Annotated in this window: 24 protein-coding genes; 10 read left to right on the top strand and 14 right to left on the bottom strand. The window is 62.2% G+C overall.

What is annotated here, in order from left to right; genetic code table 11:
- Positions 1-2: 2 nt before the first annotated feature.
- Genes ATH90_RS16095 through ATH90_RS16120 form a run of 6 tightly spaced genes read right to left on the bottom strand, consistent with a single transcriptional unit; the run spans position 3 to position 6,902 of the window.
- Complete coding sequence (locus ATH90_RS16095; protein ID WP_098466765.1) at positions 3-554, bottom strand: LbetaH domain-containing protein; 552 nt, start codon at positions 552-554, stop codon at positions 3-5.
- On the bottom strand, positions 551-1,714 hold the full coding sequence (locus tag ATH90_RS16100; protein WP_098466766.1) for a polysaccharide pyruvyl transferase family protein: 1,164 nt from the start codon (positions 1,712-1,714) through the stop codon (positions 551-553). The genes ATH90_RS16095 and ATH90_RS16100 overlap by 4 nt, the downstream gene beginning before the upstream one ends.
- A complete protein-coding gene (locus ATH90_RS16105; protein WP_098466767.1) occupies positions 1,711-2,886 on the bottom strand; it encodes an O-antigen ligase family protein in 1,176 nt (391 codons plus the stop codon). The genes ATH90_RS16100 and ATH90_RS16105 overlap by 4 nt, the downstream gene beginning before the upstream one ends.
- Positions 2,883-4,178 (bottom strand): lipopolysaccharide biosynthesis protein, encoded by a 1,296-nt coding sequence (locus ATH90_RS16110; RefSeq protein ID WP_098466768.1) that lies wholly within the window; start codon positions 4,176-4,178, stop codon positions 2,883-2,885. Before ATH90_RS16110 ends, ATH90_RS16105 begins: the two co-directional genes overlap by 4 nt.
- A gap of 23 nt (positions 4,179-4,201) precedes the next feature.
- A complete protein-coding gene (locus tag ATH90_RS16115) occupies positions 4,202-6,421 on the bottom strand; it encodes a polysaccharide biosynthesis tyrosine autokinase (RefSeq protein WP_098466769.1) in 2,220 nt (739 codons plus the stop codon).
- 40 nt (positions 6,422-6,461) lie between these two features.
- Positions 6,462-6,902 (bottom strand): low molecular weight protein-tyrosine-phosphatase, encoded by a 441-nt coding sequence (locus ATH90_RS16120; RefSeq protein ID WP_098466770.1) that lies wholly within the window; start codon positions 6,900-6,902, stop codon positions 6,462-6,464.
- 229 nt (positions 6,903-7,131) lie between these two features.
- On the opposite strand from ATH90_RS16120, the gene ATH90_RS16125 reads away from it, so the two are divergent.
- Both ATH90_RS16125 and ATH90_RS16130 read left to right on the top strand, forming a co-directional pair.
- Positions 7,132-7,440, top strand: a complete 309-nt coding sequence (locus ATH90_RS16125) for a phosphohexomutase domain-containing protein (protein WP_240036032.1) — start codon at positions 7,132-7,134, stop codon at positions 7,438-7,440.
- Positions 7,437-7,769 (top strand): hypothetical protein, encoded by a 333-nt coding sequence (locus ATH90_RS16130; RefSeq protein ID WP_098466771.1) that lies wholly within the window; start codon positions 7,437-7,439, stop codon positions 7,767-7,769. Before ATH90_RS16125 ends, ATH90_RS16130 begins: the two co-directional genes overlap by 4 nt.
- Here ATH90_RS16130 and ATH90_RS16135 read toward each other — a convergent pair.
- On the bottom strand, positions 7,721-8,341 hold the full coding sequence (locus ATH90_RS16135) for a hypothetical protein (protein WP_244905986.1): 621 nt from the start codon (positions 8,339-8,341) through the stop codon (positions 7,721-7,723). The two genes, ATH90_RS16130 and ATH90_RS16135, sit on opposite strands and share 49 nt — an antisense overlap.
- 323 nt (positions 8,342-8,664) lie before the next feature.
- Here ATH90_RS16135 and ATH90_RS16140 point away from each other — a divergent pair, with 323 nt between their 5' ends.
- Positions 8,665-9,747 (top strand): LLM class flavin-dependent oxidoreductase, encoded by a 1,083-nt coding sequence (locus ATH90_RS16140; RefSeq protein ID WP_098466773.1) that lies wholly within the window; start codon positions 8,665-8,667, stop codon positions 9,745-9,747.
- Positions 9,748-10,017: 270 nt separating this feature from the next.
- Here ATH90_RS16140 and ATH90_RS16145 read toward each other — a convergent pair whose 3' ends face one another.
- Positions 10,018-10,812: a class II aldolase/adducin family protein gene (locus ATH90_RS16145; RefSeq protein WP_098466774.1), complete on the bottom strand. Its 795-nt coding sequence runs from the start codon at positions 10,810-10,812 to the stop codon at positions 10,018-10,020.
- Between the two features lie 134 nt (positions 10,813-10,946).
- Positions 10,947-11,852, bottom strand: coding sequence for a LysR family transcriptional regulator (locus tag ATH90_RS16150; RefSeq protein ID WP_069077580.1), 906 nt, complete (start codon positions 11,850-11,852; stop codon positions 10,947-10,949).
- Between the two features lie 217 nt (positions 11,853-12,069).
- On the opposite strand from ATH90_RS16150, the gene ATH90_RS16155 reads away from it, so the two are divergent.
- The 7 genes from ATH90_RS16155 to ATH90_RS16185 all read left to right on the top strand — a co-directional run bounded on the left by ATH90_RS16155 (position 12,070) and on the right by ATH90_RS16185 (position 19,866).
- Complete coding sequence (locus ATH90_RS16155) at positions 12,070-12,681, top strand: cysteine dioxygenase family protein (RefSeq protein ID WP_098466775.1); 612 nt, start codon at positions 12,070-12,072, stop codon at positions 12,679-12,681.
- Positions 12,678-14,261 carry a rhodanese-related sulfurtransferase gene (locus tag ATH90_RS16160; RefSeq protein ID WP_098466776.1) on the top strand — a complete coding sequence of 528 codons (1,584 nt, stop codon included), beginning with the start codon at positions 12,678-12,680 and terminating at the stop codon, positions 14,259-14,261. Before ATH90_RS16155 ends, ATH90_RS16160 begins: the two co-directional genes overlap by 4 nt.
- A gap of 421 nt (positions 14,262-14,682) precedes the next feature.
- A complete protein-coding gene (locus ATH90_RS16165; protein WP_098466777.1) occupies positions 14,683-15,660 on the top strand; it encodes an ABC transporter substrate-binding protein in 978 nt (325 codons plus the stop codon).
- 12 nt (positions 15,661-15,672) lie between these two features.
- Positions 15,673-17,037, top strand: a complete 1,365-nt coding sequence (locus ATH90_RS16170) for an LLM class flavin-dependent oxidoreductase (protein ID WP_098466778.1) — start codon at positions 15,673-15,675, stop codon at positions 17,035-17,037.
- The gene (locus ATH90_RS16175; RefSeq protein WP_069077577.1) at positions 17,034-17,717 is read left to right on the top strand and encodes a peroxiredoxin-like family protein; all 684 of its coding nucleotides are present in this window, start codon (positions 17,034-17,036) and stop codon (positions 17,715-17,717) included. The genes ATH90_RS16170 and ATH90_RS16175 overlap by 4 nt, the downstream gene beginning before the upstream one ends.
- Before the next feature lie 38 nt (positions 17,718-17,755).
- The gene (locus tag ATH90_RS16180) at positions 17,756-18,925 is read left to right on the top strand and encodes an acyl-CoA dehydrogenase family protein (RefSeq protein WP_098466779.1); all 1,170 of its coding nucleotides are present in this window, start codon (positions 17,756-17,758) and stop codon (positions 18,923-18,925) included.
- Entirely contained in the window at positions 18,922-19,866 is a 945-nt protein-coding gene (locus tag ATH90_RS16185) for a D-isomer specific 2-hydroxyacid dehydrogenase family protein (RefSeq protein WP_098466780.1), read from the top strand. The genes ATH90_RS16180 and ATH90_RS16185 overlap by 4 nt, the downstream gene beginning before the upstream one ends.
- A gap of 45 nt (positions 19,867-19,911) precedes the next feature.
- On the opposite strand, the gene ATH90_RS16190 is transcribed toward ATH90_RS16185, so the two are convergent.
- From ATH90_RS16190 to ATH90_RS16210, 5 genes are all read right to left on the bottom strand, one after another.
- A complete protein-coding gene (locus tag ATH90_RS16190) occupies positions 19,912-20,697 on the bottom strand; it encodes an energy transducer TonB (protein WP_098466781.1) in 786 nt (261 codons plus the stop codon).
- On the bottom strand, positions 20,694-21,140 hold the full coding sequence (gene tolR / locus ATH90_RS16195; protein ID WP_034106461.1) for a protein TolR: 447 nt from the start codon (positions 21,138-21,140) through the stop codon (positions 20,694-20,696). The genes ATH90_RS16190 and tolR overlap by 4 nt, the downstream gene beginning before the upstream one ends.
- 15 nt (positions 21,141-21,155) lie before the next feature.
- Positions 21,156-21,848 (bottom strand): protein TolQ, encoded by a 693-nt coding sequence (gene tolQ, locus ATH90_RS16200; RefSeq protein ID WP_098466782.1) that lies wholly within the window; start codon positions 21,846-21,848, stop codon positions 21,156-21,158.
- A gap of 47 nt (positions 21,849-21,895) precedes the next feature.
- On the bottom strand, positions 21,896-23,761 hold the full coding sequence (locus ATH90_RS16205) for a phytase (protein ID WP_098466783.1): 1,866 nt from the start codon (positions 23,759-23,761) through the stop codon (positions 21,896-21,898).
- An 82-nt stretch (positions 23,762-23,843) separates the two neighbouring features.
- Positions 23,844-26,357, bottom strand: coding sequence for a TonB-dependent receptor (locus tag ATH90_RS16210; protein ID WP_098466784.1), 2,514 nt, complete (start codon positions 26,355-26,357; stop codon positions 23,844-23,846).
- Between the last annotated feature and the right edge of the window lie 46 nt (positions 26,358-26,403).

A 26,403-nucleotide genomic window follows, 5' to 3' on the forward strand; every position in this document is an offset into this window, starting at 1 on the left:
CTTCATAGTGCGATGTCTCTCGGTTTGAGGGGGCGGCACGGCGCACCGACGCAAATCATCCAGGCCGGCAGGTCGGTAGTGACCACCGACCTGGCGCCGACCACACAGCCCTCTTCCAGCACACAACCGGGATGAATGAAGCACTCGGCGGCAACCCACACGTGGTCCTTGATCACGATGTCGCGGGTCACCAGCGGGCGCAGCAGGCTGCGGGTGTCATGGGTGCCGGTGCACAAAAAGCTGCGCTGGCTGATGGCGACCTTGGAGCCCAGTGTGATCCTCGCCATGGCGTACACATCCACGCCGTCAGCGATGGCGGTGTAGTCACCGATCTCGAGGTTCCACGGTGCCCAGATGCTGCACGTAGGGGCGATCCGGCAGCCCACGCCGACCTTGGCGCCAAAGCGGCGCAACAACCAACTGCGCCAACCGTGCAGCATCCAGCGGGGCGTGGGACGAAACAGCAGTTGGTAGACGATGCTCCACCACAGGCGACGGGCCTTGTTGCTGCGGGGCAAGGTGTCGACGTACTTGAGTTGGGCAAAGTCGCTCATGGCTTGAGCGCCGCCAGTTGTTCCAGCAGGTAGCGTTCGCCCACCTGCTGCAGGGCCTGGCGTCGTGCCCGCACGGCCACCCAGTCGATGGGCGCCGCGATCAACGCGTGCACCTGCTCGGCATCGTCCGCCGGCAGGAAACGCTGGGACAATTCCAGCTTCTGCAACAGGTTGCGCACTCGCGCATTCAGCGAGGCCTTGTTGCCCGGCAAGCCCACCGCGATAAAGGGCTTTTCGAAAATGATCGCGAACACCGTCGCATGGAACGAGTTGGTCACCACATAGGCCGACTCCTTGAGCAGCTTGAGCCAGTCCTGCGGGCCGACCTGCACGGTCTCGCCAATCTGCCGCCAACGCCGGTGCGCGTTGTACGGCGAGACTATCGGCCCGGCCACATGCCGCGACAGCGCTTGCGCCACCTCGCGTACCCCCACGCCGGTGCGCAACGCGTAGCAGAACACGTGGCCGGTGCGGGTCTGGGTGGCCGTGGCGAGCAGCGCCGAATAATCACGGTGCAACAGCGTCGGGTCGGGCACGCATTGGGCCGCCAGCCCCGCGACCTGTTGCACAATGCCGACCCCACTCTCTTCGCGCACGCTGATGGCCGACAGTTGCTTGAGCAGGCCTTCGGCTTCGGCGTGGTACTCGGGCTCCAGGTACTCCTTGCCGAAACTGGCGGCATAGGAAATGCGTCGGGTCGCTGTATCGCACTCGAACGCCAGGAAGTAAGCCGGGTCCAGGCCAGTATGGCCCGAGGGATTCCAGATCTGGTCACTCCCCGCCACCAGCAATTGCTGGCCGGCCACCGCCTGCTTGAGCTGGTCGGCTTGGGCGTAGCGCGGCTCCTGGATATTCAGGAACCGCGCCTTGAACGCCTGGAATTGCCGGGACTGGGCATTCGGCCCCAGCACTTGGGTTTTCAACGTCAGCGCCTTGAGGTACAGCGCCTTGAGATTGTTCTTGAGCTGGCGTGGGTTGAACAGTTGGCGAATCTCGCTGCCGTCTTCCACGTAGGCCGGGTGGTAGTTGATCAGGCTGACTTGCAAGCCCTGTTGTTGCAACCAGCGCTGCAAGGCATAGGCTTGCAGCACAGCACCAAAGTTCTCACTGAAGTGGTACGTCAATATCCCGGCCCTGACGGGGCGTGCAAATGCGCTCATGATCCAGCCTGTTTTAATAAGTAATGTGAAGGAACTGCCGGGCGTGCGGGTGCCGCTTTGTTGAGCAAGCCGATGAACATCGACCACACCAGCAAATAGCTGCCATCAAAGGTGGTGAAGAATTGGTAGCTGGTCTTGAACGAGAAAATCAGCAGGATCGCCACCACTGCCAGCGACTCGGGGTGGCGCGGCAAGCCGCTGAACAGCAGGCATAACAGCGCCACGCCGACCACGCCCAGCTTGGCAGTCACTCCCCAGTAGCCGTTCTCGATATCGAACTTGGAATTCTCGAACCAGCGCTCGTCATTGGTGGGTACACCAGGGGTCAGCTGCTTGGCCAGTCCGTTGCCGAGGAACACCGTGGCGGGGTTGGCCAGGAACGATTCCTTGGCATGGGCGATCTCGAACGCCCGGGTCACGTCCTCACCCTTCTCTTCGAACAGGTACGTGGCAAAGCGCGACACCGCCAGCGGGCTGGCATAGAACGTCAACGTCCCGAGGGCGCCGATGGCCACCACCAGCACCGCGAGGGACTTGAGCTTGCGCTGGGTAATCGCCGACAACAGGATCATCACCGCCATCGCCGCCAGGATGGTCTTGGAACCGGCCGCCAGCAGCGTGACAGCCAGGATCAGCATCAGGCCGACCATGCGCTGGCAACAGGCGTAGAAAAACAGCAGCACCGCCGAGCTGGTGGGGAACAGCATGATCCGCCCGACTTCGTCGCTGGACTTGGACGCGGCGTTGGTCAGGTCGATGCCAACCCCATACAAGCTGACCTGCAGTAACTGGCCGAGGGCGAAAATGTAGATGATTCGCTCAAGGATGCGGCGATAGTTGAAGCTATGGGCACGGGCGATTTTTTCCACGTTGGCCGCCACATAACCGTACCCGGCCAACAACAGCACGAAATAAAAAAACGGAATGCCCGAGCGCAGGAACTGGTACAGGGAAATTTTCGCGCTGCTGCTGACCAATACCTGCAACACGCTGGAAGCCACCACCAGCGCCAGCAAGGGTAAAGCCCGGGTAAATCCTCGCGCCGCGTAGACCACGAAAGGTAGCAACAGCAGCAGCGCCAGGGGCTGCGACAGGTTGTTGCTCAACGCCAGGGGCAAGGCGAAAAACGTCAGCGGCAAGTAGAGGGTCAACCGTGCCTGGGACAACATCATGGGCTCACCTCCCCGACACGGATCACTCGCAGGTACACCAGCACCACCAACTCCGGCAGCGATAGCAACAGGGAGGCGCCCAACAGCGGATCAATGCGCTCCTTGCACGCCAGCCACAACATCAAGGCCGCCGCGCTGCTCAAGGCGTAGATCAACGAGGTGCGGGTGTGGCGGTTGGTGGAAATCAGCAGCGCCGCGAGGATGAACCAGGCCACGTTCAAGATCGTGTGCGAGCCGATCAGCGCCAGGGACAACCGGTCGACCTGCACCAGGCCATGACTCCACAGCAGGATGATCTGCGGCCCGGCCCAGATGCCGGCGGCGTACACCAGCACGCACAGGCCCAGCACCAGGGAGCTGGCGCGTTGGGTAAAACGCCGCGCTTCTTCGATTTGCCCACGCCCGGCCAGGCGCGAGATTTCCGGTGTAAGGGCATTGCTGCAGGTGATGCCCAACTGGATGATCAGCCGCATCAGGGTGCGCGCCATGGTGTACCCCACTACTACCGCCGGACCGGCGATCTGGTTGAGCACTTGCAGCCCGCCTTGCAGGGTGATCGCCTGGGCCAGCGGGATTGCCGCACTGCCCAGCGCCGGCTTCCAGATGCCGCGAAATTCTGCCCAGGAGGCCGATGCCAGGCCCAGCAGCGGCCACGGCGAAATGCGCCGCACAAACAGGGTCACCAGCAGCAGGAACAGCACCTGGCTGAAGAACATGCCTTGGGCCAATTGCAGCTCCGAGCCACCAAGCAGCAACACGGCGATGGACAACAGGATATCCAGGGTCCTGCGGTTGGCCATGATGAAGACCCCGCCAACGGTCCTGTCGATGGTGCGAAACCATGCGTCGATCGGCCCGCCCAACAATCGTGTGCACAGGTAACCGGACATGAACAACACCACCAGGCTGGCCTGCTCGGGCGCCAGGGTCTTGAGCTTGAGCAGCGCAACCCAATCGAGCCACTGGCCGAGGGTCAAGGCAAACAGCAGCACCAATGCGACCACCGCCAGGGTAAACGCCAACGCGGTCTGCACGCTGCGCCGCGCCCCAGGCACATCACCCTGGCTGACGCGCAGAGTGGCGCTGGTGGCCGACGCCTGGGCCACGCCCAGGTCGAGCAGGCTGAGCATCGACGGGATACCCGTGAGCACCAGCCAATCGGCATAGCGCCCGGTACCCCAGGCATATAGGAAGAACGGCACCAGCACCAATTGCGCCGCCAGCGTCACCAATTGCGTGTAGCCGTAGCTCAGCACGTTGAGGCGAAAACGACGCGACAACGAACGAGGCATTTCTAGCACCTTGTTCATGTTCGTCAGGCCTTGTCGGACTGATAGGCGTAGCTGTAGTAGCCATAGTCGCCATAGCCGTAACTGGCGGAACGACGTTTTTCCACGCCATTGAAGATCGCGCCCTTGAGCTCGATACCGTTCTGATGAAAGCGCCGCAGGGTCAGCTCGATTTCCTTCGCCGAGTTCACGCCGAATCGCGTCACCAACAGGCTGGTACCGGCCTGGCGCCCGACAATCGCAGCGTCGGTGACAGCCAGCAGTGGCGGCGTGTCGATGATCACCAGGTCATAGCGTTCACTGACTTCGGCCAGCAACGCAGCAAAATTGGGGTGCATCAACAGTTCCGACGGGTTGGGCGGGATCTGCCCGCGGCCGATGAAATCGAAACGCTCCACCGCCGTCGGGTGAATGGCCTCGTGCAGATCACAGCGTTTGACCAACAGGTCGGACAGCCCCGCTTCCACCGCCTTGCCGAGCATCTTGTGCAGGTAGCCCTTGCGCATGTCGGCATCGATCAGCAGCACGCGCTGGCCCGATTGCGCGACGATGGCCGCCAGGTTGGCCGAAACGAACGTCTTGCCCACCTCGGGACTGGGACCGGTGATCATCAACCGATTGTTCTTGGCCTCAAGCATGGCGAAGTGCAGGCTGGTGCGCAGGCTGCGCATGGCCTCCATGACCAGGTCATGGGGGTGATTGAGAGCCAGTAACGACGGCGCAGCCGTGCGGCCCTTGGCGGCGTTGGTTTCTTCGGCCTTCTGCAACAGGCTGAAGGGAATCGACGCATACACCGGCAGGCCGAGTTTTTCGATGCCATCCGGGCTTTCCAGGCCACGGTTGAGCAGGCTGCGCACCAGCACCAGGCCCACCGACAGCATGCCGCCGAGCAGCATTGCCAGCAGCACCACGATGACCTTGCGCGGCGCCACAGGCTTGGCCAGGTTGACGTCGGCGCTGTCGATCAGCCGCACGTTGCCCACGGTGCCGGCACGCATCACGTCAAGTTCTTGGGAGCGGTTGAGCAATTGGGTGTAGATCTCGGTCCCCACCTGCACATCACGGGTCAGGCTGAGCAATTCCTGTTGGGTGCTGGGCAAGCCTTCGACACGCTTGGTCATCTGCGCCTGCTTGGCGTTGAGCTCGGCCAGTTTGGCGATCAATGCACGGTAGGCCGGGTGCTGGGGGGTGAACTTGCGGTCCATCTCCGCCTGTTGCAGCTTGAGTTCGGAGATGCCCGTGTCCAGCGCCACCACCTGGTCGAGCACCGCCTTGGCTTCGAGACTGATATCGATGGATTTGCTGCGCGTCTGGAAGCGGTTCAAGGCGTTTTCAGCCTTCTCCAGGTCACGACGCACCTGGGGCAACTGGTCATTGAGGAACGACAGGCTTTGTGCCGCTTCGGCCGAGGTACGGTCGACGTTCTGCTTCACATAGAGGTTGGAGATTTCATTCAGCGTCCGCACCGCCAGGGCCGGGCGCGTGCTTTCCAGGGACAGGCTGATGATGCCCGACTCCTTGCCGCGCTCGATGACCGTCAGCAGGTCCTGGTAGTCGGCCACTGCGTCCAGGCGTGGCTTGCGCACGATCTTGAAATGCGCACCGGAATTGGCGCGCAATACCTTGACCAACACCTCGACGCCGTCGCAAGCAAACGCCTCGCCGACGCGGCCCGAAGCGATCTGCCCCCCCTCTTCATCAAACAGGCTATACGTCTGGGCCTCGCCGGCTACCAGTACCAGCGTAGTGCCGAGCAACGCGGTGGGCAGCGTCAAGGTGTCCAGGACCAACTGCTCCCCCCCCGTCGAGTAACGACTGAACCCAAACAGCGGCGGCGCGATATCGCCTTTGTGCTCCGGCGCATAACGCCGCGCCAGGAAGCCCCCGACTAACGGAAAATGCAGGGGGGTGATGGTGATATCGAGCCCCAGGGTGTCGACGGTCTTGCCGATGATGGTGCGCGACTTGATCAGTTCGATCTCGGTCACCGCTGGCGACTCCTTGCCCAGCAGGCTGCTGACATCGGAGAAACCGAGCATGTCGTTCTTCTTCGGCTCCACCTGGATCAACGCATTCGCCTGATACACCGGGGCCGCCAGAATGGCGTAGGCCGCGCCGATCAGCATGCAGGAGCCGGTGATGCCCGCAATCAGCCATTTGTGATCGATGAGGGTGCCGAGCATGCCGAGCACATCGATCTCGTCGCGGTGGGGGCTATCCGGGGAAGCGTTCTGGGGTGAATACATAAATCGTGTCTTCGTCCTTGCAATCATTTAAAGAGGACCATCAGCGCGCCAGGTGCTGGGCCCAGGCCTGGGCGGCTTGTTCGATCAATGCATAGGCCTGCACGAAGGCAGGCTTGCCCTGGCGATAGGGGTCGGTGATCTCGCGGTCGTGCTGCCACTTGCCGAGCAGGAACACCTTGCCCCGCGCCTCGGGGGCCAGGTTGAGTACACCGTCGATGTGCCGCTGCTCCATCACCAGGATCAGGTCGGCCTCGCTCACCGCTTGTGCGCTGAGTTGCCGCGCCTTGTGCGCCAGGGGCACATGCCCGTGTTCCTGCAACACTTGCCCCGCCAGGGGCTCAAGTGGATGGTCACGCAATGCCGCCAGGCCGGCGGAACTCACCGTGATCCCGGCGGGAGCCAGCGCGACACCCAGTAACTGTTGCGCCGTGGGGCTGCGGCAGATATTGCCGATGCACACAATCAATATGTTTTTGAACAAGGCAACCTCCCACGCACCGCACACTTATTCTTCGGCAAAAGGGACGACCTTATTAAATAACAAGCAACTAACGACCGAGTAATTATGACCACAGCTGACAAACTTAGACCATCTATCGCGCAAGACAAAAAATAACAACTACGGCATTAACTGACTAAAAATAACATTCCAGTACTTTTCCACTTCCGCATAATAAAGTCCCGCCTGACAGGAACAATGAGGGACGATCATGAACACATCAAAGTTATTGGTAGAGCGTATTGGCCTATTTCCTTCTTCGGGCAATATTCATGTTGAAGTGAATAACTCGACCCGCGTCGTCGAGCGCATGCAGGTGTTGTATGGCGATAACTCCCTGGACAGCGACGAGTCCTGCTCCGGGTTGTCGATGGTGTTTGCCGATTGGCGCTTCAAGTTGCAGGTCAGTGATGCACTGTCGGTGTGCCTGTGCGTGGAAAGTCGCGGTGACCGCCAGTTCATGCAGGTCAAGACCGCCGAACTGCTGGCGAATATCTCCAGCACCGAGGAACGGCCATGAGCCTGTTGGACGACGTGATACGCAGCTATGCGCTGAGGAAGCTCACAGGAATGTTCGAAAGCTTCGGCGAGCCGGTGGGGCGCGCGCAGTACCGGCGCAATACCCAGGCGATCAGCCGGTGGCTGGAGCAGTTGCAGGGCAGTTCGCCGCAGCAAATCACGCATACGCTGTTCAAGCAGATGAAGGAAGCGCGGCGTCGGGGCGATGTGCGGCGCCTCAACGCGCAGACGGTGCTGCTGGAACTGATGGTGGACAGCAACCGGGCGCTGGACCTGGTGACTTACTCCGCCTTTCCATGCGCCGCGTCCAGCCGCCAGGAAGGCTCTTGATGCGCTTGATCGGCACCTGAAAAGGTGATTGCGACGCGGTTGAGCAGCAACTCGGCGTTGTACTTGGGCACCAGCGCGCAGGCCAGCAAGACCACCAGGCCACCGCCGATAAACGAAGGTGAAACCTTGATGTCGGCGCTTTCAATACGCCAGAGAAACGTAATCGCCGCCACCGCACCCAGCGTTGCACCGGCCAGGGCTTCATTGAGCGGATGGATGTAGGGTGCCACGCAATAAGCACTGAACCAGGCGCTGGCCAATAACCCCGCCCCCGCTGCCGGCCAGCGTAATACCGGATTGAACTGGCGCGCCAAAAGGCTCAGTGCCACCGTCAGCATCAGGCACGTATTCATGGCATGGCCACTGAGTACGGCAATATCCAAGGGTTCGAACGATAAGCCCCAGCCTTTGAACAGCAACTTGCTGAGCGCAACGATCGAATACGTCACGCCGACGGTGATGACCCAGGCGCGAAGTGCCCAAGGGTTGGAATACCTCAGCCATACCGCAATGATGAGGGCGGCCGGAATCATGACGGTAATACCGCCATAGTGCGCTAGTTCTGCCCGCATAACTCCCCAAACCTGACGTCCCCGTTTCGGCGCTCATCAGACCTCAGCGCAGGGGAAAACACAACGTTATCTCCGGTCAGCCTTGGGCAACCCGACGCAAACTGGCGGCCGTGACAGTTCTTCCAGGAATAACTGAACACATTCAAAATGCAAATCCCTGATACACCATCAGAATCATGATTCAATATTTTAATAATTAGGTTAGAACCAATCGGCATTTTACAGCCCTGGCCGCTGCCCCTACTTTGGACGCGAAGAACCGACCCCCTACCCGGTGGAGGTGCCCATCCCTCACAAGACTACGCCCAAGAGAAGGACACACCATGAGCATCGAATTCATCGGCTACATTGGCGGCCACCACGCTTCCGAGATCCATCCACGCAGCGGCCCTACCCTGCAACCCGACTACGTCGAGGCCGTGGCCCGCGCCCACGAGGAAGCCGGCTTCGACCGCGCGCTGGTGGCCTTCCACTCCAACAGCCCGGACAGCACGCTGATCGCCTCCCACGCCGCCAGCGTGACCCGCAAACTGCAATTCCTCATCGCCCACCGCCCCGGTTTCGCCCAGCCCACCCTGGCCGCACGTCAATTCGCCACACTCGACGTGTTCAACGGCGGGCGCACGGCCGTGCACATCATCACCGGCGGCGATGACCGCGAACTGCGTGCCGATGGCAGCCATATCGGCAAGGACGAGCGTTACGCCCGTACCGATGAATACTTGAGCGTGGTGCGCCAGGAATGGACCAGCGAACAACCCTTCGACTTCAAGGGCACCTACTATCAGGTCGAAGGTGCGCACTCCACGGTGAAATCATCACAACAGCCACACATCCCGCTGTATTTTGGCGGCGCCTCCAACGCTGCGATTGAAGTAGCGGGCAAGCACGCCGACGTATATGCACTGTGGGGCGAAACCTACGAGCAGGTGCGCGAGATCGTGACTCAGGTACGCGCCGAAGCGGCCAAGCATGGGCGCGAGATTCGCTTCAGCCTGTCATTGCGGCCGATCCTCGCCGAGACCGAAGAACTGGCGTGGGCGCGGGCCGACAAGATCCTTGAGCAGGCCACCGAGCTGGCGGAGAAGAATGGTTTTGTGCGACGTGAACCGCCGAATGAAGGCTCGCGCCGGTTGCTGGCGGCCGCAGCGCAAGGGTCACGGTTGGATAAGCGTTTGTGGACGGGGATTGCGGGCCTGCTCGGTGCGCAGGGCAACTCCACCTCGCTGGTGGGTACAGCCGAGCAAGTCGCGCAAGCGTTGCTGGACTACTACGACCTGGGCATTACCACGTTCCTGATCCGTGGCTTTGACCCCCTGAATGATGCGATCGACTACGGCAAGCGTTTGATCCCTCTCACCCGCCAACTGGTTGCCGAGCGTGAACACGCCCAACAGGTCGCTTAAGCACACCTCAAAACCAATGTGGGAGCTGGCTTGCCAGGGATGGCCTCAACCGGTGTGCCTGATGCGCCGAGTGGCCTGCATCGCAGGCAAGCCAGCCCCCACAGTTGGATCGTGGGGTGACAGGCAGATAGCGGTCGGTTGTCAGGCCGCTTTCGCGGGCAAGCCCGCTCCCACTTTTTTGGACCGTGGGATTACAGGCAGATAGTAGTTGGCTGTCAGGCCGCCAGCAGGAGCTGGCTCCCCTATGATTAAACCCGTTTGTGTCGACGATCAGTTCTTGTACTCGGTATCACTGCGCTCCAACTGCCGAATCAACGCATTCCAATGCCGCGCCACACCAGGCCCCTCGCCACTGGCAAACACCTTCGCCTGCTGCTCAACTTTCTCCACCACCTCCCTCGGCGGAAAGATCAACTCCGCATTCCCCGCCGCCTGCGCCGCGACCTGGATATTGCACGCACGCTCCAACTGCTGCAGCTGCTGAAACGCATGCTCAACACTCACCCCCGCCGTCAACAACCCATGGTTGCGCAGGATCATCACACTCTTGTCGCCCAAGTCCGCGACCAGCCGCTCACGCTCGTCCAGGTCCAGGGCCACGCCTTCATAACCGTGGTACGCCACGCGCCCGGAGAAACCGATCGAATGCTGGGAGATCGGCAGCAGGCCGTCTTTCTGCGCCGACACCGCAATGCCGTCACGGGTGTGGGTGTGCAGCACCGCTTGCAGGTCGTGGCGCGCGCCGTGGATGGCGCTGTGGATCACGTAGCCGGCGTAGTTGATGCCAAGGCCGGTGGGGTCGTCGACAATGGTGCCGTCAAGGTCGACCTTGACCAGGTTGGAAGCACTGATTTCATCGAACAACAACCCAAAGGCATTGATCAGGAAATGCTCCTCCGGGCCCGGTACGCGGGCGGAGAAGTGGGTGTAGATGTGGTCGGTCCACTTGTAAAGGGCCGCCAGGCGATAAGCGGCGGCCAATTTGACGCGCACTTCCCACTCTTCCGGAGTGACGCGTTGGCGAACGTTGCTGGAAACGCTGGAAATCGAGGTGACGCTGCTCATGGCAAAACTTCCTGGATGGCCTTAAGGACTTCCAGGCAAGCCTATGGGATGCATTTAAATAATAAAAAGCACATTTTAATCTAAGCTAATTATTATTTTTTTTCATAAACACACCCGCCATGACACAGGTGGGATTACGCGGCGTTGCGGATTTTATGCAGGGAATTCGCCACCAGCTTGCCAAAGGCGTCCACCGGCCCTTGCAGGTTGCCCAGGAAGTGCGGGTAGATCAGCCACAGGTCCATCACCGGCTTGAAATCCTTGAGCGGCATCACCGCCAGTTGCTCACGGTGGGCGCTGCGTTCCAGCAACGGCCGTGGTACCAGCCCCAGGCCCAGGCCGTCCGCCACCAGGCCCAATTGCAGCTCGGTGCCGAAGGTTTCCAGGTTCACCCGTAGCGCCAGGCCCTGATCCGACAAGGTCCGCTGCAAACCCGCGCGGAAGCCGCAACCATCCGGGTTGAGAATCCAGCCGTTCTGGTACACGTCCGCCAGCTTGCAGGGTTTCTTCGGCAATTGCGCCTTGGCGCACACCACCACCAGCTCCATCTTGCCGATGGATTCGCCGACGATGTTGTCCGGGAAGATCTTGCCCGCCGGGAATAACGCCGCTGCGGCATCCAGCTCGCCGCGCTCGATCTTGCCGACCAGTTGGCTGCCCCAGCCGGTGGCGACCTGGGCACGCAACTCAGGGTATTCAGTGCGCAGGTGCTTGAGCGCATCCAGCAGCACCACATCGCCGATAGTCTGGGGCACGCCCAGGCGCAACAGGCCGGTGGGCGGCGCGTCGGTAGCCACCAGCTCACGCAGGGCGTCCATCTCGCGCAGGATCAGCCGGCACTGTTCGTAGACACGGGTGCCGATCAGCGTAGGCTTGAGGGGCTTGGTATTGCGGTCGAACAGCTCCACGCCCAGCGCCTGCTCGAAGTTCTGCACGCGGCGGGTGATGGCCGGCTGGGTCAGTTGCAATGACTCGGCGGCATGGCTGATGGACTGGCAACGAATCACTTCGACAAAGGCATCGATATCGTCAATTTTCATTTGGGCCGCACATAGAGAACAGTCATTAAGATGTGTACGAAGCATAGTTGCAGGAACGCTGCCTGGATAGTCCGCGCTGTGATCGATAACGTCTAACGCTATTCAGAGCGGTTCTAAATTACCTTCGGCTATAAGCTAATCATTAAAAAATAGCATATTAACTATAAACATTATGCTTAGATAAAACCATCACCACCGACCACACGATGGAATTGTCATGACCCAGGCCCGACACCCCGAGAGACTCAGAGCCTTCATAGGCGCCCTGGCGGAATTGATCGACGGTAATCCACGCGAAGGCGACTTGCTGCACCGTGGCGGCAAGCTGTTGGCGCAACTGGTCAGCCATGATGACTGGCTGCCTGATGAATTCGCCCAACCCGACCCCGAGCGCTATCAGCAGTTCTTGCTGCATGCCGATTCGCGCCAGCGCTTCAGCATCGTCAGTTTTGTCTGGGGGCCGGGGCAACGTACGCCGATCCATGACCACCGGGTGTGGGGACTGATCGGGATGCTACGCGGGGCAGAGTTCTCCCAAGGGTTCGAACGCGCCCCCGATGGCAGCCTGGTTGCCGAAGGCAAGCCCATCCAGTTGGTGCCGGGCCAGGTCGAGGTCGTGTCGCCCAAGGTCGGTGACATCCACCAGGTCAGCAATGCCCACAGCGACCAGGTGTCCATCAGCATCCATGTGTACGGCGCCAATATCGGTGCGGTACGCCGAGCGGTGTACCAGCCCGACGGCAGCGAGAAGCTGTTTATCTCCGGTTATTCCAATGCCTTCCTCCCGAATATCTGGGACTTGTCCAAAGAAAAGAGCCCTGCCCTATGACCACCGTATCGACCCGCAGCTTTGCCCAGATTCGCCAGGCCCTGTTGGACCAAGAAGAAGTCGCCCTCGTCGACGTGCGCGAAGAAGCGCCGTTCGCCGAATCCCATCCACTGTTTGCCGCGAACATCCCGTTGTCCAAACTGGAACTGGAGGTGTATGCGCGCATTCCACGGCGCGATACCCAGGTCACCGTCTACGATAACGGCGAAGGCCTGGCCAGCCGCGCGGCCGAGCGCCTGATCGCATTGGGCTACACCCGGGTGAGCCTGCTGGAAGGTGGGTTGGAGGGTTGGCGCAAGGCGGGTGGCGAGCTGTTTATCGACGTGAACGTGCCGAGCAAAGCGTTTGGCGAACTGGTCGAGAGCGAGCGGCACACGCCGTCCCTCGCCGCCGAAGAGGTGCAGGCGCTGCTCGACAGCCAGGCCGATGTGGTAGTGCTCGACGCGCGGCGTTTCGACGAATACCAGACCATGAGTATTCCTACCGGCATCAGCGTGCCAGGCGCCGAACTGGTGTTGCGCGTCCGCGAACTGGCGCCAGACCCGGCCACGCGTATCATCGTCAATTGCGCCGGACGCACCCGCAGCATTATCGGCACCCAGTCGCTGATCAATGCCGGTGTGGCCAACCCGGTCTCGGCCTTGCGTAACGGCACCATCGGCTGGACCCTCGCCGGGCAGACACTTGCCCATGGCCAATCGCGGCGCTTTGCACCGACCTCGGAAGAACACCGACAGGTCGCCGCCGTGGATGCGCGCCGCGTCGCCGACAAGGCCCGCGTTGGCCGTGCCACCCTGGCCGACCTGCACGCCTGGCAGCAGGAGCAAACGCGCACCACCTACCTGTTCGATGTGCGCACCCCGGAAGAATTCGAGGCCGGTCACCTGCCTGGCGCTCGCTCCACGCCAGGCGGGCAGTTGGTGCAGGAAACCGACCACGTCGCCAGCGTACGCGGTGCACGGCTGGTGCTGGCGGACGATGACGGCGTGCGTGCGAACATGTCTGCGTCCTGGCTGGCCCAGCTGGGCTGGGAAGTGCATGTGCTGGATGATCTGCAACCGGCGCACTTCAGCGAGCAAGGCGCCTGGGTCGCCCCGGTCCCAGCACCGCCCCAGGCCGAACTGATCAGCCCCCACACCCTGGCCGACTGGCTGGCCCATGGCGACACCGTGGTGCTGGATTTCACCGCCAGCGCCAACTACGTAAAGCGCCATATCCCCGGGGCCTGGTGGGTGCTGCGTGCGCAACTGCCACACGCCCTGGCCAAGGTGCCCGCCGCCCAACGGTATGTGCTGACTTGCGGCAGCAGCCAACTGGCGCGGCTGGCGGTGGCCGAAGTCGAAGCGATCACCGGCAAGCAGGTGTTCCTCCTGCAGGACGGCACCGCCGGCTGGATCAACGCACAGTTGCCGGTGGAAGAAGGTGAAACCCACCTGGCCTCGCCGCGGATCGACCGCTACCGTCGCCCGTACGAAGGCACCGACAACCCCAAGGAAGCCATGCAAGCCTACCTCGACTGGGAGTTTGGCCTGGTCGACCAACTGGCTCGCGACGGCACCCACGGTTTCCATGTGATCTGATTCACCCAAGCGTCCTGCACCCGCACCGGGTGCAGGCCCTAGGCCCGCCCCTCTCCAGGCGTCGGCTGAGCCACCCACGAGAGAACACCCGCACGCCCCTGCACATCACTCGCCTGAAACCTGGCATCGGCGCCGAAATCGCCCGCATCGACCTGCGCCAACCGCTGACCACCGCCTTGCCCGATGAACTGCCCACCGCATGGGCGCATGGATGGCCTTTTCACCTCGGACCGCAGCGCCTCGCCAAATGCAATTAGAGAATAATCAGATCACACATAATCAAATATTTTCATAATTAACATATAACCAAAAAGAACTTCACAGCCAGTTTTTATAGGAATAACGTTAACCCACTGACCGACCCCTTCCCCAGGCGGAGGTAAACCGAACCTCATTTTGATCTGCCTGGAGCCTGCATCCCATGGTCTTAACCTCCCCTTTCAAACGCCTGCTCCTGGGCACCGCCCTAGCCCTCGGCCTGGCCAGTGCAGCCCACGCCGCCGATCTGCAACCGCTGCGGGTGGCCAACCAGAAATCCACGATCAAGGCGCTGCTGGAAGTGTCCGGCGAAACCAAAAACGTGCCCTATGAAATCCAGTGGTCGGAGTTCCCGTCCGCCTCGCCCCTGGGCGAAGCGCTGAATGCCGGCGCCGTGGACATCGGTGCCCTGGGTGATGCGCCCTACGTGTTCGCACTCGGTGCAGGCGCAGCGCTCAAGGTGGTCAGCATCATCCACGCCGAAGGGCGCAACACCACCGCACTGCTGGTGCCCAAGGACTCGCCGATCAAGACCGTCGCCGACCTCAAGGGCAAGAAAATCGTCACCGGCCGCGGCTCTATCGGCCATTACCTGGCAATCAAGGCCCTGGCCACGGCCGGCCTGACCACCAAGGACGTGCAGTTCATTTTCCTGCTGCCGAGCGAGTCGCGCCTGGTACTGGATAACGGCACCGCCGACGCCTGGGCCACCTGGGACCCCTACACCACCGTGGTCACTTCGCAAAGCCAGGCCCGCGTGTTGATCAGTGGTAACCAGTTGCTGAGCAACCACCTGTACCTCGCCGCCACCAGCCAGGCCATCGCCGACAAGCGCCCGCAACTGGACGACTTTGTCGCCCGCGTCGACCGAGCCTACGCCTGGGCCAACACCCACCCCAATGAGTACGCGGCCGCCCAGGCCAAGATCACCAGCCTGCCGCTGGAAGTGCATGTGGAAGTGGCCAAGGACACCCACCTCACACCGGTCGCCATTGACGACACCGTCATCAGCGGCCTGCAAGCGACCGCCGACACCTATCAACAAGAAGGCCTGCTGACCAAGCACATCGACGTGTCACAGGGCTTCGACAAGAGCTTCAACGCCAAGCGTGTCCAACTTTCCCAGCAAGCCTCGCGCTAACAGGAGCAGAACATGAGCAAGCCACATCACGCACAACCACGCCATTTGAAACTCGGCGCCATGGTCCACGGCGTCGGCCACGGCTGGGGCGAATGGCGCCACCCGGACGCCCAACCGAATGCCAGCACCAGCTTCGGTTTCTACAAACAGCAGACTGAACTGGCCGAAGCCGCCAAGTTCGACTTCGTATTCATCGCCGACAGCCTGCACATCCACGCCAAGTCCAGCCCGCACTACCTCAACCGTTTCGAGCCACTGACCATCCTCTCGGCACTGGCGGCGATCACGACGAATATTGGCCTGGTCGCCACCGTGACCGTCAGCTACACCGAGCCCTACCAGGTCGCACGCCAGTTCTCGTCCCTGGACCATATCAGCGGCGGCCGCGCCGGTTGGAACGTGGTCACTTCGTGGCTGAGTGGCACCGCCGACAACTTCAGCAAGGCCGAGCATCCACCCCACGCCGTGCGTTACCGCATCGCCAAGGAACACGTGAACACCGTCCAAGGCCTGTGGGATTCGTGGGAAGACGACGCCTTTACCTACGACAAACAGACCGGCGAGTTTTTTGCCCCGAACAAGCTGCATGCACTCAACCACAAGGGCGATTTCTTCTCGGTGAAAGGTCCGCTGAACATTGCGCGTTCACGACAGGGCCAACCGGTGATTTTCCAGGCTGGAACCTCGGAGGACGGGCGCAACTTTGCCGCGCAAAACGCCGATGCGATTTTTGTGCACGTGGACAGCATCGAAGAAGGGCTGGCCTACTCACAGGACCTCAAACGCCGCGCCAAAGGTTTTGGCCGTGACCCGCAAAACCTGTCGATCCTGCCGGGCATCCGCCCGATTGTCGGCCGCGACCCGGCCGAAGTGGAAAGCCGCTATCAGCAGGCCGTGGACCTGGTCACCGTGGAAGATGCGATCGTCGCCCTCGGGCGCCCGTTCAACGATCACGACTTCAGCCAATACCCGCTGGACGAGCCCTTCCCGGAACTTGGTGACCTCGGCTCCAACAGCCAAAAAGGCGGCTCCGACCGCATCAAGCAACTGGCCAGGGACGAAGGCCTGACCCTGCGCGAAGTGGCGCTGCATTTCTCGCGGCCAAAACGGGATTTTGTCGGCACCCCGGAGCAAGTTGCCGATGCGATCCAGGCCTGGTTCGAGACCGGCGCCAGCGATGGTTTCATCATCAACTCGGTGCTGCCGGATGGCCTGCAGTATTTTACCGAATGGGTGGTGCCGGTGCTGCAGCAACGCGGTCTGTTCCGCACCGAATACAGCGGCCATACCCTGCGCGACAACCTTGGCCTGGAGGTTCCGGCCAACCGCCACAGCGTCGCCGCCGAGGTTGAAGAAAAACAGGAGGCGCTGGCATGAGTGAGTCCCTCAACCGGCAGTTGGCCGAGCTGCACGCCGAGCGTGTTGCCACCTGGGCGCCGGCAGCGTTGCAGGTCAATATCGATCAGCGCCAGCGCCTGGTGGATGAAGCGCGGCCGGACGACTACGTACAGGTCGGCGATGAACTCGACCCGTTCACCCTGCTGAATGTGGAAGGCGGTGAACTCAACCGCGACCTGCTGCTGGCGGACGGTCCGGCCGTGCTGGTGTTCTTCCGCTTTGCCGGGTGCCCGGCGTGCAACATCGCCCTGCCCTATTACGAACGCCAACTCTACCCACGCCTGCGCGAACTCGGGGTGCCGCTGGTGGCCGTGAGCCCGCAAGTGCCCGAGCGCTTGGTGGAAATCAAGACCCGTCACAACCTGCAACTGTTGGTGGCCAGTGACCCTGACAACAACCTCGGACGACGCCTGGGCATTCTCTACAGCTTCGATGAAGCGTCACGCAATGCCGCGTTGGCGAAGGGCAACCACATCGGTGAAACGACCGGCACCGGCACCTGGGAATTACCGCAACCGACGGTGGTCGTGATTGCCAGGGACGGTACGGTGGCGTTGGTGGAGGTCAGCCCGGATTGGTTGGTGCGCACTGAAGCAGACCCGGTGTTGCGGGCAGTGGAGCAACTGCTGGGCCAACAGCCTGTACGCATTGCTATCTAAATCACGCCAATCCCACATTTTTGACCGAGTGCGTTCCCATGACCCAACCGTCTCTACGCTCCGTGGACGTCGCCAACTTCGAAGCCTTGCTCGAACGCCTCAGCGCCGAGCTGGCCAGCACCGCGCACGTCTATGACGAGAGCGGCGCCTTCCCCCACGCCAATTTCAAGTTGCTGCACGCACACGGCCTGGTTGCCCTCACCGTGCCCAAGGCCCTGGGCGGTGGCGGCGCCAGCCTGCCCCTGGCGCGCAAGGCCATCAGCGCGATAGCCAAGGGCGAGCCTTCCACCGCGCTGATACTGGTGATGCAGTACCTGCAACACACCCGCCTGCAAGACAGCAAGACCTGGCCGGCGCACCTGCGCACGCAAGTGGCCCAGGATGCCGTGCGCGACGGCGCGCTGATCAACGCCCTGCGCGTCGAACCCGACCTGGGTACGCCGGCCCGTGGCGGGCTGCCGGCGACCACCGCCGTGCGCACGGCCGAAGGCTGGCGCATCAGCGGGCGCAAGATCTATTCCACTGGCAGCCGCGGCCTGAGCTGGTTCAGCGTGTGGGCCCGCAGTGATGACGCCGACCCCTTGGTGGGTGCCTGGCTGGTGCCCAAAGGCAGCCCCGGCGTGACCATCATCGACACCTGGGATCACCTGGGCATGCGCGCCACCTGCAGCCACGAAGTGGTGTTCGACAACGTGCTGGTACCCCTCGACCATGCTGTCAGTGTCAGCCCGTGGAGCGCGCCGTCGCCGGAGCTGGATGGCGAAGGGTTCCTGTGGATGTCGGTGTTGCTGTCCTCGGTGTATGACGCCGTGGCCCAGGCCGCGCGGGACTGGCTGGTGAACTGGCTGGAAGAGCGCAAGCCGTCCAACCTCGGTGCAGCGTTGTCGACGCTGCCGCGCTTCCAGGAAACCGTCGGCCATATCGACACCCTGCTGTTTGCCAACCGCAGCCTGCTCGACGCTGCCGCCCAAGGCCATACCCCGCCAGCCAATGCCGCGCAACTGAAGTACCTGGTAACCCATAACGCCATCCGCGCCGTGGAGCTGGCCATCGAGGCCTCGGGTAACCCGGGCCTGTCGCGCCATAGCCCGTTGCAACGCCACTACCGCGACGTACTCTGCAGTCGCGTGCATACCCCGCAGAACGACGCCGTGTTGCAAGGCGTCGGCAAGACGGTCTTCGCCCAACGCCAGAAGGAACGCCCATGAGTCAGGTGATTATTGCCAGCCAGCTGGACGAAGATTACAACGACGTGATCCGCCAGCGCCTCGCCTCGATCCACCCCGCCGCCCAGGTGATCGGTGTGCCCGCTGGTGTACCCAGCGACCTGCCGCCCCAGGCCAATATCCTCTTGCTGCGCCCGATCAACGTGCGTGGCTACACCGCCCCGGACACGCCACCGCCGGGCTGGCCCTACGGCGCACAGTGGGTGCACCTGGTGTCGTCGGGCATCGACTTCTACCCCAGTTGGCTGTTCGACGGCCCACCGGTCACTACCTCGCGCGGCAGTGCGGCCGACAACCTGGCCGAGTTTGCCCTGGCGGCAATCTTTGCCGCCTCCAAGCAGTTGCCGGCTATCTGGGTGAAGGATGCCCAGTGGCATTTCACCGCGTTGAGCCCGCTCAAGGGCACGACGCTGGGCCTCCTGGGATTTGGTGCAATCGGCGAAAGCCTGGCGCAAAAGGCCCTGGCGCTGGGCATCAAGGTGGTGGCGCTGCGCCAAAGCCAGGCGCCGTTCAACACGGGCGTGGAAGCCGCCAAGGATATCCACGACCTGTTCGCCCGCGCCGACCACCTGGTGGTGGCTGCACCACTGACCGAGTCCACGCGGCATATCATCAACCGTGATGTGCTGGGCAGCGCCAAACCAGGGCTGCACCTGATCAACCTTGCACGCGGTGGGTTGCTGGATCAGGAAGCGCTGTTGGAAGCCCTGGACAATGGGCAGGTCGGGCTGGCATCGCTGGACGTGACCGAGCCGGAGCCATTGCCGGATGGGCATCCGCTGTATACCCATCCGAGGGTGAGGTTGTCGCCGCACACGTCGGCGATTTCCACGAATAGCCGCAATGAGATTGCCGATACGTTTTTGGCGAACCTGGAAAAGTACGTCGCGGGCTCCAAGCTCGCCAACGTGGCCAACGCCTGACGCCGTTCAAAAAGGTAGCAGCGGGCGTGCATCGGCTGGCAAATCTCATTTGATGCGGAAGTGGAAGGTGTTACGCACCGCCGGTACAGCGACAGCCTTACCCTCTACGATCCTCGGCTGGTAGCGAAAGGTATTGGCCGCCGCCAGTGAAGGTCGCATGAACAACGGGTGACAACCGTCCAATACCCTGGGGTTCTCCACGCGTCCCTGGGTGTTGACGGTGTATTCCACCGAACAATCGCCTTCGATGTTCTTGTCCAGGGCACGCTCGGGATAGTCGGGTGCTTCCTTGCTCAAGGGCTGGTATTGGCGGCTGTCGAAGGCTGGCGCGGGCGCCGGTGCGGCGGGACGTGGGCGTTCAGCGGCAAGGCGTTCCTGGGCCAAACGTTGTTGTTGCGCACGTTGTTGCTCAAGCTCACGGTTGCGCTGTTCAGTGGCCAAGCGTTGTTGTTGCTCGACGTTCTTTTCTTCGATGCGCTTGCGTGCCAAGGCGGCTTTCTCGAGCTTCTGCGCCTGAATCTTCGGATCGACTGTGGGCTTGACCGGCAGGGGAATGGCGACCGGCTCCGGAGGCGGCAGGGCCACCGGCTCAGGCTCAGGTGCCGGAGCTGGGACCGGAACTGGCGCAGCCGGCATCATCACCAACTGGGTATGCATCACCCTGGGCACCTCCACCGGCGTTTGTCCCGTCGACCAGCCGAGCATCAGCGCAGCCAGCACGCCTACATGCAGCGCCACGGCCAGGCTCGCCGCAAGGCTGTTTCTCCAGAACCCGGACGGCGCCTGGGGCGCCATCGTCAATGTTGGACTGTGCATGATCATCGCCGTCATTGCGGGGCCTCGGTCACCAGCCCCAGGTTGCTCACACCACCCTTCTGCAACACCGCCATGGCCGCTACCACACGGCCATAGCCGGCGTTGTCGTCCGCGCGGATGTACACCTGGGTATCACTGCGCGCCGCCACCACCTGCATGACCTTGGCGCCCATTTCATCGAGGGACACGGCGCTGTCGGTCTGGTGCCGGGTGTCGAGTTCGCCGCCAAGGTTCCAGTAGTAACCACCGTCGGCCTTCACCGACAGCGTGAGGATCTGCTGGCGGGTGTCGGTGGCCAGTGCCTCGGCGGCGACCTTGGGCAGTTCGATCTTTACGCCCTGGGTCAGCATCGGCGCGGTGACCATGAAGATCACCAGCAGCACCAGCATCACGTCGATGTAGGGCACCACGTTCATCTCCGCCTTGGGCCCATGCTTGCGTTGCGGCCTGGTCAACATCGGTATGCTCCTTGTTCAGGCGGCTACGGCCAGGTTGATCGGGGTGCCGCGCAAGGTGCGATGCAGGCGCACCTGCAATTCGTTGCCGAAGGCGTAGTAGCGGGTGAGCAACGTCTGGCCGCGCGCCGCGAAACGGTTGTAGGCGATCACTGCCGGGATGGCGGCAAACAGGCCGATGGCCGTGGCGATCAATGCTTCAGCAATGCCCGGCGCCACCGTGGACAAAGTCGCTTGCTGTACCTGGGACAAGCCGATAAAGGAATTCATGATTCCCCACACCGTGCCGAACAAGCCGATGTAGGGGCTCACCGACCCCACGGTGGCGAGGAATTGCAGGCCCTTTTCCAACTCGATCTCCTGTTCGGTGATCGCCACCTGCAATGCGCGCTCGACACCCTCCAGCACAGCCGGATCATGGTGGTGCAGGTGCTGGTATTCCTGCACGCCGGCGATAAAGATCGGCGCAATCCCACCCTCGCCTGCCTGCACGGTTTCACGGTACAGCGGCTGCAAGTCGGTAGCAGCGCGAAAGCGCTGCACAAAGCCGTTCAACTGGCGCTCCAGGCGCCGCAGCACACTGCCGCGCTGGATGATCAGGTACCAACTGAGCAAGGATGCCAGCAGCAAAGTGACCATCACCGCCTTGACCAACAGGCTGGCATCGCTGATCAACCCCCAGATCGTCATATGTTCCATCGTCGCGTGCATGGTTAAGCTCCTATTCGATTAAAAAGTGATGACCGGGTGATGACGGCTCACGGCAACTTCAGCGCGCGGGTGACGTCCGCCCACGGCACGAACTTGAAGTTCTGGGTTTGCTCGGGCATGCGCTTGCGCCCGTCCTGCACCACCAGCATGCCTTGGCTCCAGGGGCCGCCGAGGTGGATGGCGGTGACTTCCAGGCCATCGGTTTCCGAAGCTCCGTCGATACCGGCGGCCGCATTAAGGCCAACGCGGAAGGCCCCGCGCGTGGCAAAGGGTGGCTCGGCATCCACCACCAGGTAGCTGTCATTGCCCTGGCTGGAAATCACCAGGTAATCGCGCGCGTTGCTCTGGTACAACGCCAGGCCCTCGACATCCGCGTGCAACTGCGGCCCCACCTTGATCACACTGGTGAGCGTGGCCGGTTGGTCGGCACGCGCATCCACCGCCCAGACGCCGACGTCCTCCTCGCCAATGAACAAGCGCTGGCGTTGGTCGTCGGCCACGCAGCCTTCGGGTTGGCTGTCGACGTTGAACTGGCGCACCAGCTCGCCCTGTACACGGCCATCTGCTGCGCTGAGGCGGTATTGCAGGAAGGTGCCGTCCTTGTCGTTGGCAACCGCATAGATCTCGCCGCTGGCTGGCTGGAACAGGCAAATACCATAGATGTCCTTGAGCGGCGTAGGCACTTCGCCCGCTTCGCGCAGTTCACCGCTCTGACGGTCGATGCTGAACAGGCTCAGGCTGTTGTGATCGCGATTGCTCGCCACGGCGAGGTCGACGGTGCGCGAGCCGAGCTTGAAATTGGGGCGTACATCGACGTTGTTGAGGCGGCCGACCGCCAGCTCCTGCAACAGCTTGCCGTCGAGGTCATAGGCCAGCAGGCCTTGCTTCTTGTTCGTACCGAGGACGCGGCTTTTTTCCGGCTGCGTGGGGTGAATCCAGATGGCCGGGTCGTCCGCCGCATCGCCCTGGCGGCCGACCGGGTCGGTCTGGCGCACAGCGGCGACTTCCGGCAGCACCGGCTCGGCTGGCACCGGCTTGGCTTGCCAGTTGAGTGTGCCTTGGTACAACTTGCCGGTGTCGTCATCACGCACCAGCAGTTGCTGGCCATTGACGCTGAGTTGTTCCGGTTCCTTGAGTCCTGGCAGCGTCAGGCTCGGTTGCTCAACCCAGCGTTTGCCGGTGTGCTGGAACAGGTGCAGCTGGGCGGTCTTTGGATCAAGCGCCACCACTGCGCCCGGCACCAGCGCCATGGCCCCGGCTTCGCGCTTGGGGTCGTCGAACAGCGCCACAGGCGTGCGTTTGACCTCAGCCTCCGGGTGCGCCGGGTAAGCCCACCAGCCGACGTTTTCTTCGTTCACCACCAGTTGCTGGGTGGCATCATCCACCTGGCAGAACTGTGCCGACGGTGGCAGCGGCAGGCCGCGTACGCGCTGGGGTTCGCGGAGCAGGCTCGAGGCGTTGCCCACCAACCATTGCTCGCCCTTGCCCTCTTCGCCCACCAGGAACACAAACAGGTTGGCTGCCCCGTCGCGGTATAGGCACAGGCCGGTCACCGGGTAGTCGCGGGTAGGCAGGTACAGCGGTTGGCCCCAGGTTTTGCTGGCGGTATCCAGGTTGATCAGCAGCGCCTGCTGACGCTCGTTGTCGAGGCTGGCGACCAGCACTTGGGCACCGGTGACACGGGTGTCCAGGCTGCTGAAGTTGCCATTGAAACGCGCCAGCCCGACGCCTTTGTTGTCGAGCAGTTGCAGGCCATCGCGGGTGCTGGCAACCAGGCGGTGGGTGCCGTTGGGCAGCAGGTTGATGGCTTGGGCATTCACACTGGAGCCCCAGGCAGTCAGGGCCAGGTCGGCGGCCATTACCGGTGAACCCACGGCCAGCGCGATCAGCAGGTACAGCTTGGAAATTCTCATGAACGAACACATCCTTCGACAGCAATAGAGATCTACTGTGGGAGCTGGCTTGCCGGCTCCCACATCGGAAATGAGGGGGTGCTTAGAAATGGGTGAAGGTCAGGCCCAGCTTGTAGGTCGGGCCGTACTCCTCGTACTGGCCGTTGTAGCTACGATGGCCGGTGTAGACGAAGTACGACTCATCGGTGAGGTTCTGGGCCTCGAAGCTGACTTGCAGGTTCTTGGTGAGCGAGTAGCGTGCGCTGAAGTCGACGAAGGTCTGTGCGTCGACGTGCAGGTCATGGGCCTTGTCATTGATCGAGGCCAACTCGTAGAGGTAGGCCGATTTGTAGTTGGCCGACAGGCGCAGGCTGAGCTTGTCGTCTTCCCAACCGAGCATCAGGTTGCCGACGGTATCGGACTGGTTGGGCAGGCTGATAGTGCGCTTGCGGTTCGTCCCGCTGGCGCTGTCGAAACCTTCGATATCAGCACTGGAACGGCTGAACGTGGTGTTGGCACCGATCAGCAGACCGTTCCATGGCGCCGGCAGCCAGTCGAACTTCTGTGAGTACGCCAGTTCCAGGCCGTAGAGCTTGGCACTGTCGCCGTTCGCATAGGTGTGGGCCTCGGCAAAGTTGGTCCAGGCGCCAGTACCGGCCAGGTCGGTGTTGTAGACGAAGTTCTTGATGTCCTTGTAGAACACGAACGCCGAGATGGTACCGGCACGGCCCATGAAGTGCTCGATGCCCAGGTCGAGGTTGCTCGACGCCAGAGGCTTGAGGTCCGGGTTGCCGAAGGTGGCTTCGTCGTCGTCGATCACGAAGCCCGGTGCCAACTGACCGAACGTTGGGCGCACCACGGATTTGGTCCAGGCGGCGCGCACCTGGGTGTTCTTGTCGATCTGGTAGCGCGCATGCAGGCCCGGCAGCCAGTGGTGATAGCGGCGCTTGGTCTCGGTCGGCGTGAACACCCCATCGGTGGCGCCGGTGCCCTTGGCTTCGAACTCGGTGCCTTCGTAGCGCAAGCCGGCGATAAAACGCCAGTCGTCGATATCGATGGTGTTCATCAAGTAGCCGGCGTTGATGTCTTCGCGGATAGTGAAGTCGTTGACCCGGGATTCAGTCTCGTCATAGAAGTCCGCCGGGTTGAGGCTGCCGATCAGTTGCTTGATGGCGCTGGGGCTGATGCCCGGGCCGTAGTTGCCGAGGCGATAGTCGACACTGCCCTTCTGGAATTGGCTGAGGTTGAGCTGGTCGGCACTGAAGCCGAGGGTGTCGAAGTCTTCGTAGACCCAGGCTTCCAAGTCGTTGTCTTTGTTGCGACGGCTGACCTTGCCGCCGAACTTCACCTGGGAGGCATAGCCGCTCAGGTCATAGTCGCGGGCCAGGTCCAGGCGCAGGTTTTTCTCGGTGTCCTTGGTGTTCTGTTTTTCCCAGTCGACTTTATCGAGGCTGAAATTGCGCGCGTCGTAGAAGCCACTGCCGATGATCGGGCGTGGCTTGTCCTTGTCATAGAAGCCACTGTCGGCAAAGTCGCCGCCATCGAAAGTGGCGCCGGCGATGTGCGCCGGGCTGTCTTCGCTCGATTGGCTGTAGCCGGCCTGGCCGCTCAAGGTCCACAGGCCGAGCATGCGTTCACCGCCGAACACGTAGGACTGGATTTCCTGGGTTTCCTCGCGGTTTTTCAGCTTGCGCTTGGCTTCGGCATCCCCCAACTCGCCGGCGGCCAGCGGGTCGGCAAACTCGATGCTGGCGGCGTTGCGGGTCTCGGTGTCTTTGTAGCGGCTGTAGAGCGTGCGCAGGTAGTAGCTGCTGAAGTCGTCCGGCTTGTAGTCGAAGTTCAGGCCGCCACCGGCACGTTCGCGGCTGATGTCGTAGTCACGCTGTTCAAATTCGTTGAGCTTGGCACCGTTGGTGAAGTCCCAGGCACCGCCGGTCTCGACGTTGTCCGAGCCGAAATCGCGCTTCTGCCAGCTCAGCGCCGCGGCGACGCCGAAATTGTCGATGCCATCGCCGAGGCTGAATCGGTTGCTGGCCGCGCCAGAGAACTTCGGGCTGGTCTGGCGGGTATTCTTGTCGTAGCTGGCTTCGGTGCTACCGGTGTAGAACAGGCCCTTGTGGTCGAAGGCCGACAGGCTTTGCACGTCGACCGTGCCGCCGAGGGAGTTGGCGTCCATGTCGGGGGTCAGGGTCTTGATCACCGACAGCGACTGCACCAGCTCCGACGGCAGCACATCCAGCGCTACGGCACGCCGCGCGCTCTCCGGGGCGGGCACCAGGGTGCCGTTGATGGTCACGCTGTTGAGGTCCGGACCCAGGCCACGCACGCTGACAAAACGCCCTTCGCCCTGGTCGCGCTCCACGCTGATACCCGGCAGGCGCTGCACCGCTTCGGCGACGTTCTCATCCGGCAACTGGGCCACGCCATCGGCATGCACCACGCTCTTGATGCTGTCGGACGAGCGCTGCTCCTTCAACGCCTGGTCGATGGCAGCAGCCTGCCCGACCACTTCGACGTGCTCGGTGTTGGCCACTTCGGCCGCATTGAGCCGCTCACTGGCTATCGCCAGGGCCAAGGCAGTAAGCGTGAAGCTGACGAGCCCGGTGCGCTTGTACATGCAATCCTCCCCAAGAATCCGTTGGCGCCAGGCAAGAGACCCGGCA

It is taken from the genome of Pseudomonas lurida (assembly GCF_002563895.1).
Taxonomy (GTDB): domain Bacteria; phylum Pseudomonadota; class Gammaproteobacteria; order Pseudomonadales; family Pseudomonadaceae; genus Aquipseudomonas; species Aquipseudomonas lurida.

Bases quoted from the DNA above. Each gene is read 5' to 3' on its own strand.
- ATH90_RS16095 (WP_098466765.1), bottom strand. From the start codon at position 554: ATGAGCGACTTTGCCCAACTCAAGTACGTCGACACCTTGCCCCGCAGC.
- ATH90_RS16100 (WP_098466766.1), bottom strand. From the start codon at position 1,714: ATGAGCGCATTTGCACGCCCCGTCAGGGCCGGGATATTGACGTACCAC.
- ATH90_RS16105 (WP_098466767.1), bottom strand. From the start codon at position 2,886: ATGATGTTGTCCCAGGCACGGTTGACCCTCTACTTGCCGCTGACGTTT.
- ATH90_RS16110 (WP_098466768.1), bottom strand. From the start codon at position 4,178: ATGCCTCGTTCGTTGTCGCGTCGTTTTCGCCTCAACGTGCTGAGCTAC.
- ATH90_RS16115 (WP_098466769.1), bottom strand. From the start codon at position 6,421: ATGTATTCACCCCAGAACGCTTCCCCGGATAGCCCCCACCGCGACGAG.
- ATH90_RS16125 (WP_240036032.1), top strand. From the start codon at position 7,132: ATGAACACATCAAAGTTATTGGTAGAGCGTATTGGCCTATTTCCTTCT.
- ATH90_RS16130 (WP_098466771.1), top strand. From the start codon at position 7,437: ATGAGCCTGTTGGACGACGTGATACGCAGCTATGCGCTGAGGAAGCTC.
- ATH90_RS16135 (WP_244905986.1), bottom strand. From the start codon at position 8,341: ATGCGGGCAGAACTAGCGCACTATGGCGGTATTACCGTCATGATTCCG.
- ATH90_RS16140 (WP_098466773.1), top strand. From the start codon at position 8,665: ATGAGCATCGAATTCATCGGCTACATTGGCGGCCACCACGCTTCCGAG.
- ATH90_RS16145 (WP_098466774.1), bottom strand. From the start codon at position 10,812: ATGAGCAGCGTCACCTCGATTTCCAGCGTTTCCAGCAACGTTCGCCAA.
- ATH90_RS16150 (WP_069077580.1), bottom strand. From the start codon at position 11,852: ATGAAAATTGACGATATCGATGCCTTTGTCGAAGTGATTCGTTGCCAG.
- ATH90_RS16155 (WP_098466775.1), top strand. From the start codon at position 12,070: ATGACCCAGGCCCGACACCCCGAGAGACTCAGAGCCTTCATAGGCGCC.
- ATH90_RS16160 (WP_098466776.1), top strand. From the start codon at position 12,678: ATGACCACCGTATCGACCCGCAGCTTTGCCCAGATTCGCCAGGCCCTG.
- ATH90_RS16165 (WP_098466777.1), top strand. From the start codon at position 14,683: ATGGTCTTAACCTCCCCTTTCAAACGCCTGCTCCTGGGCACCGCCCTA.
- ATH90_RS16170 (WP_098466778.1), top strand. From the start codon at position 15,673: ATGAGCAAGCCACATCACGCACAACCACGCCATTTGAAACTCGGCGCC.
- ATH90_RS16175 (WP_069077577.1), top strand. From the start codon at position 17,034: ATGAGTGAGTCCCTCAACCGGCAGTTGGCCGAGCTGCACGCCGAGCGT.
- ATH90_RS16180 (WP_098466779.1), top strand. From the start codon at position 17,756: ATGACCCAACCGTCTCTACGCTCCGTGGACGTCGCCAACTTCGAAGCC.
- ATH90_RS16185 (WP_098466780.1), top strand. From the start codon at position 18,922: ATGAGTCAGGTGATTATTGCCAGCCAGCTGGACGAAGATTACAACGAC.
- ATH90_RS16190 (WP_098466781.1), bottom strand. From the start codon at position 20,697: ATGACGGCGATGATCATGCACAGTCCAACATTGACGATGGCGCCCCAG.
- tolR (WP_034106461.1), bottom strand. From the start codon at position 21,140: ATGTTGACCAGGCCGCAACGCAAGCATGGGCCCAAGGCGGAGATGAAC.
- tolQ (WP_098466782.1), bottom strand. From the start codon at position 21,848: ATGCACGCGACGATGGAACATATGACGATCTGGGGGTTGATCAGCGAT.
- ATH90_RS16205 (WP_098466783.1), bottom strand. From the start codon at position 23,761: ATGAGAATTTCCAAGCTGTACCTGCTGATCGCGCTGGCCGTGGGTTCA.
- ATH90_RS16210 (WP_098466784.1), bottom strand. From the start codon at position 26,357: ATGTACAAGCGCACCGGGCTCGTCAGCTTCACGCTTACTGCCTTGGCC.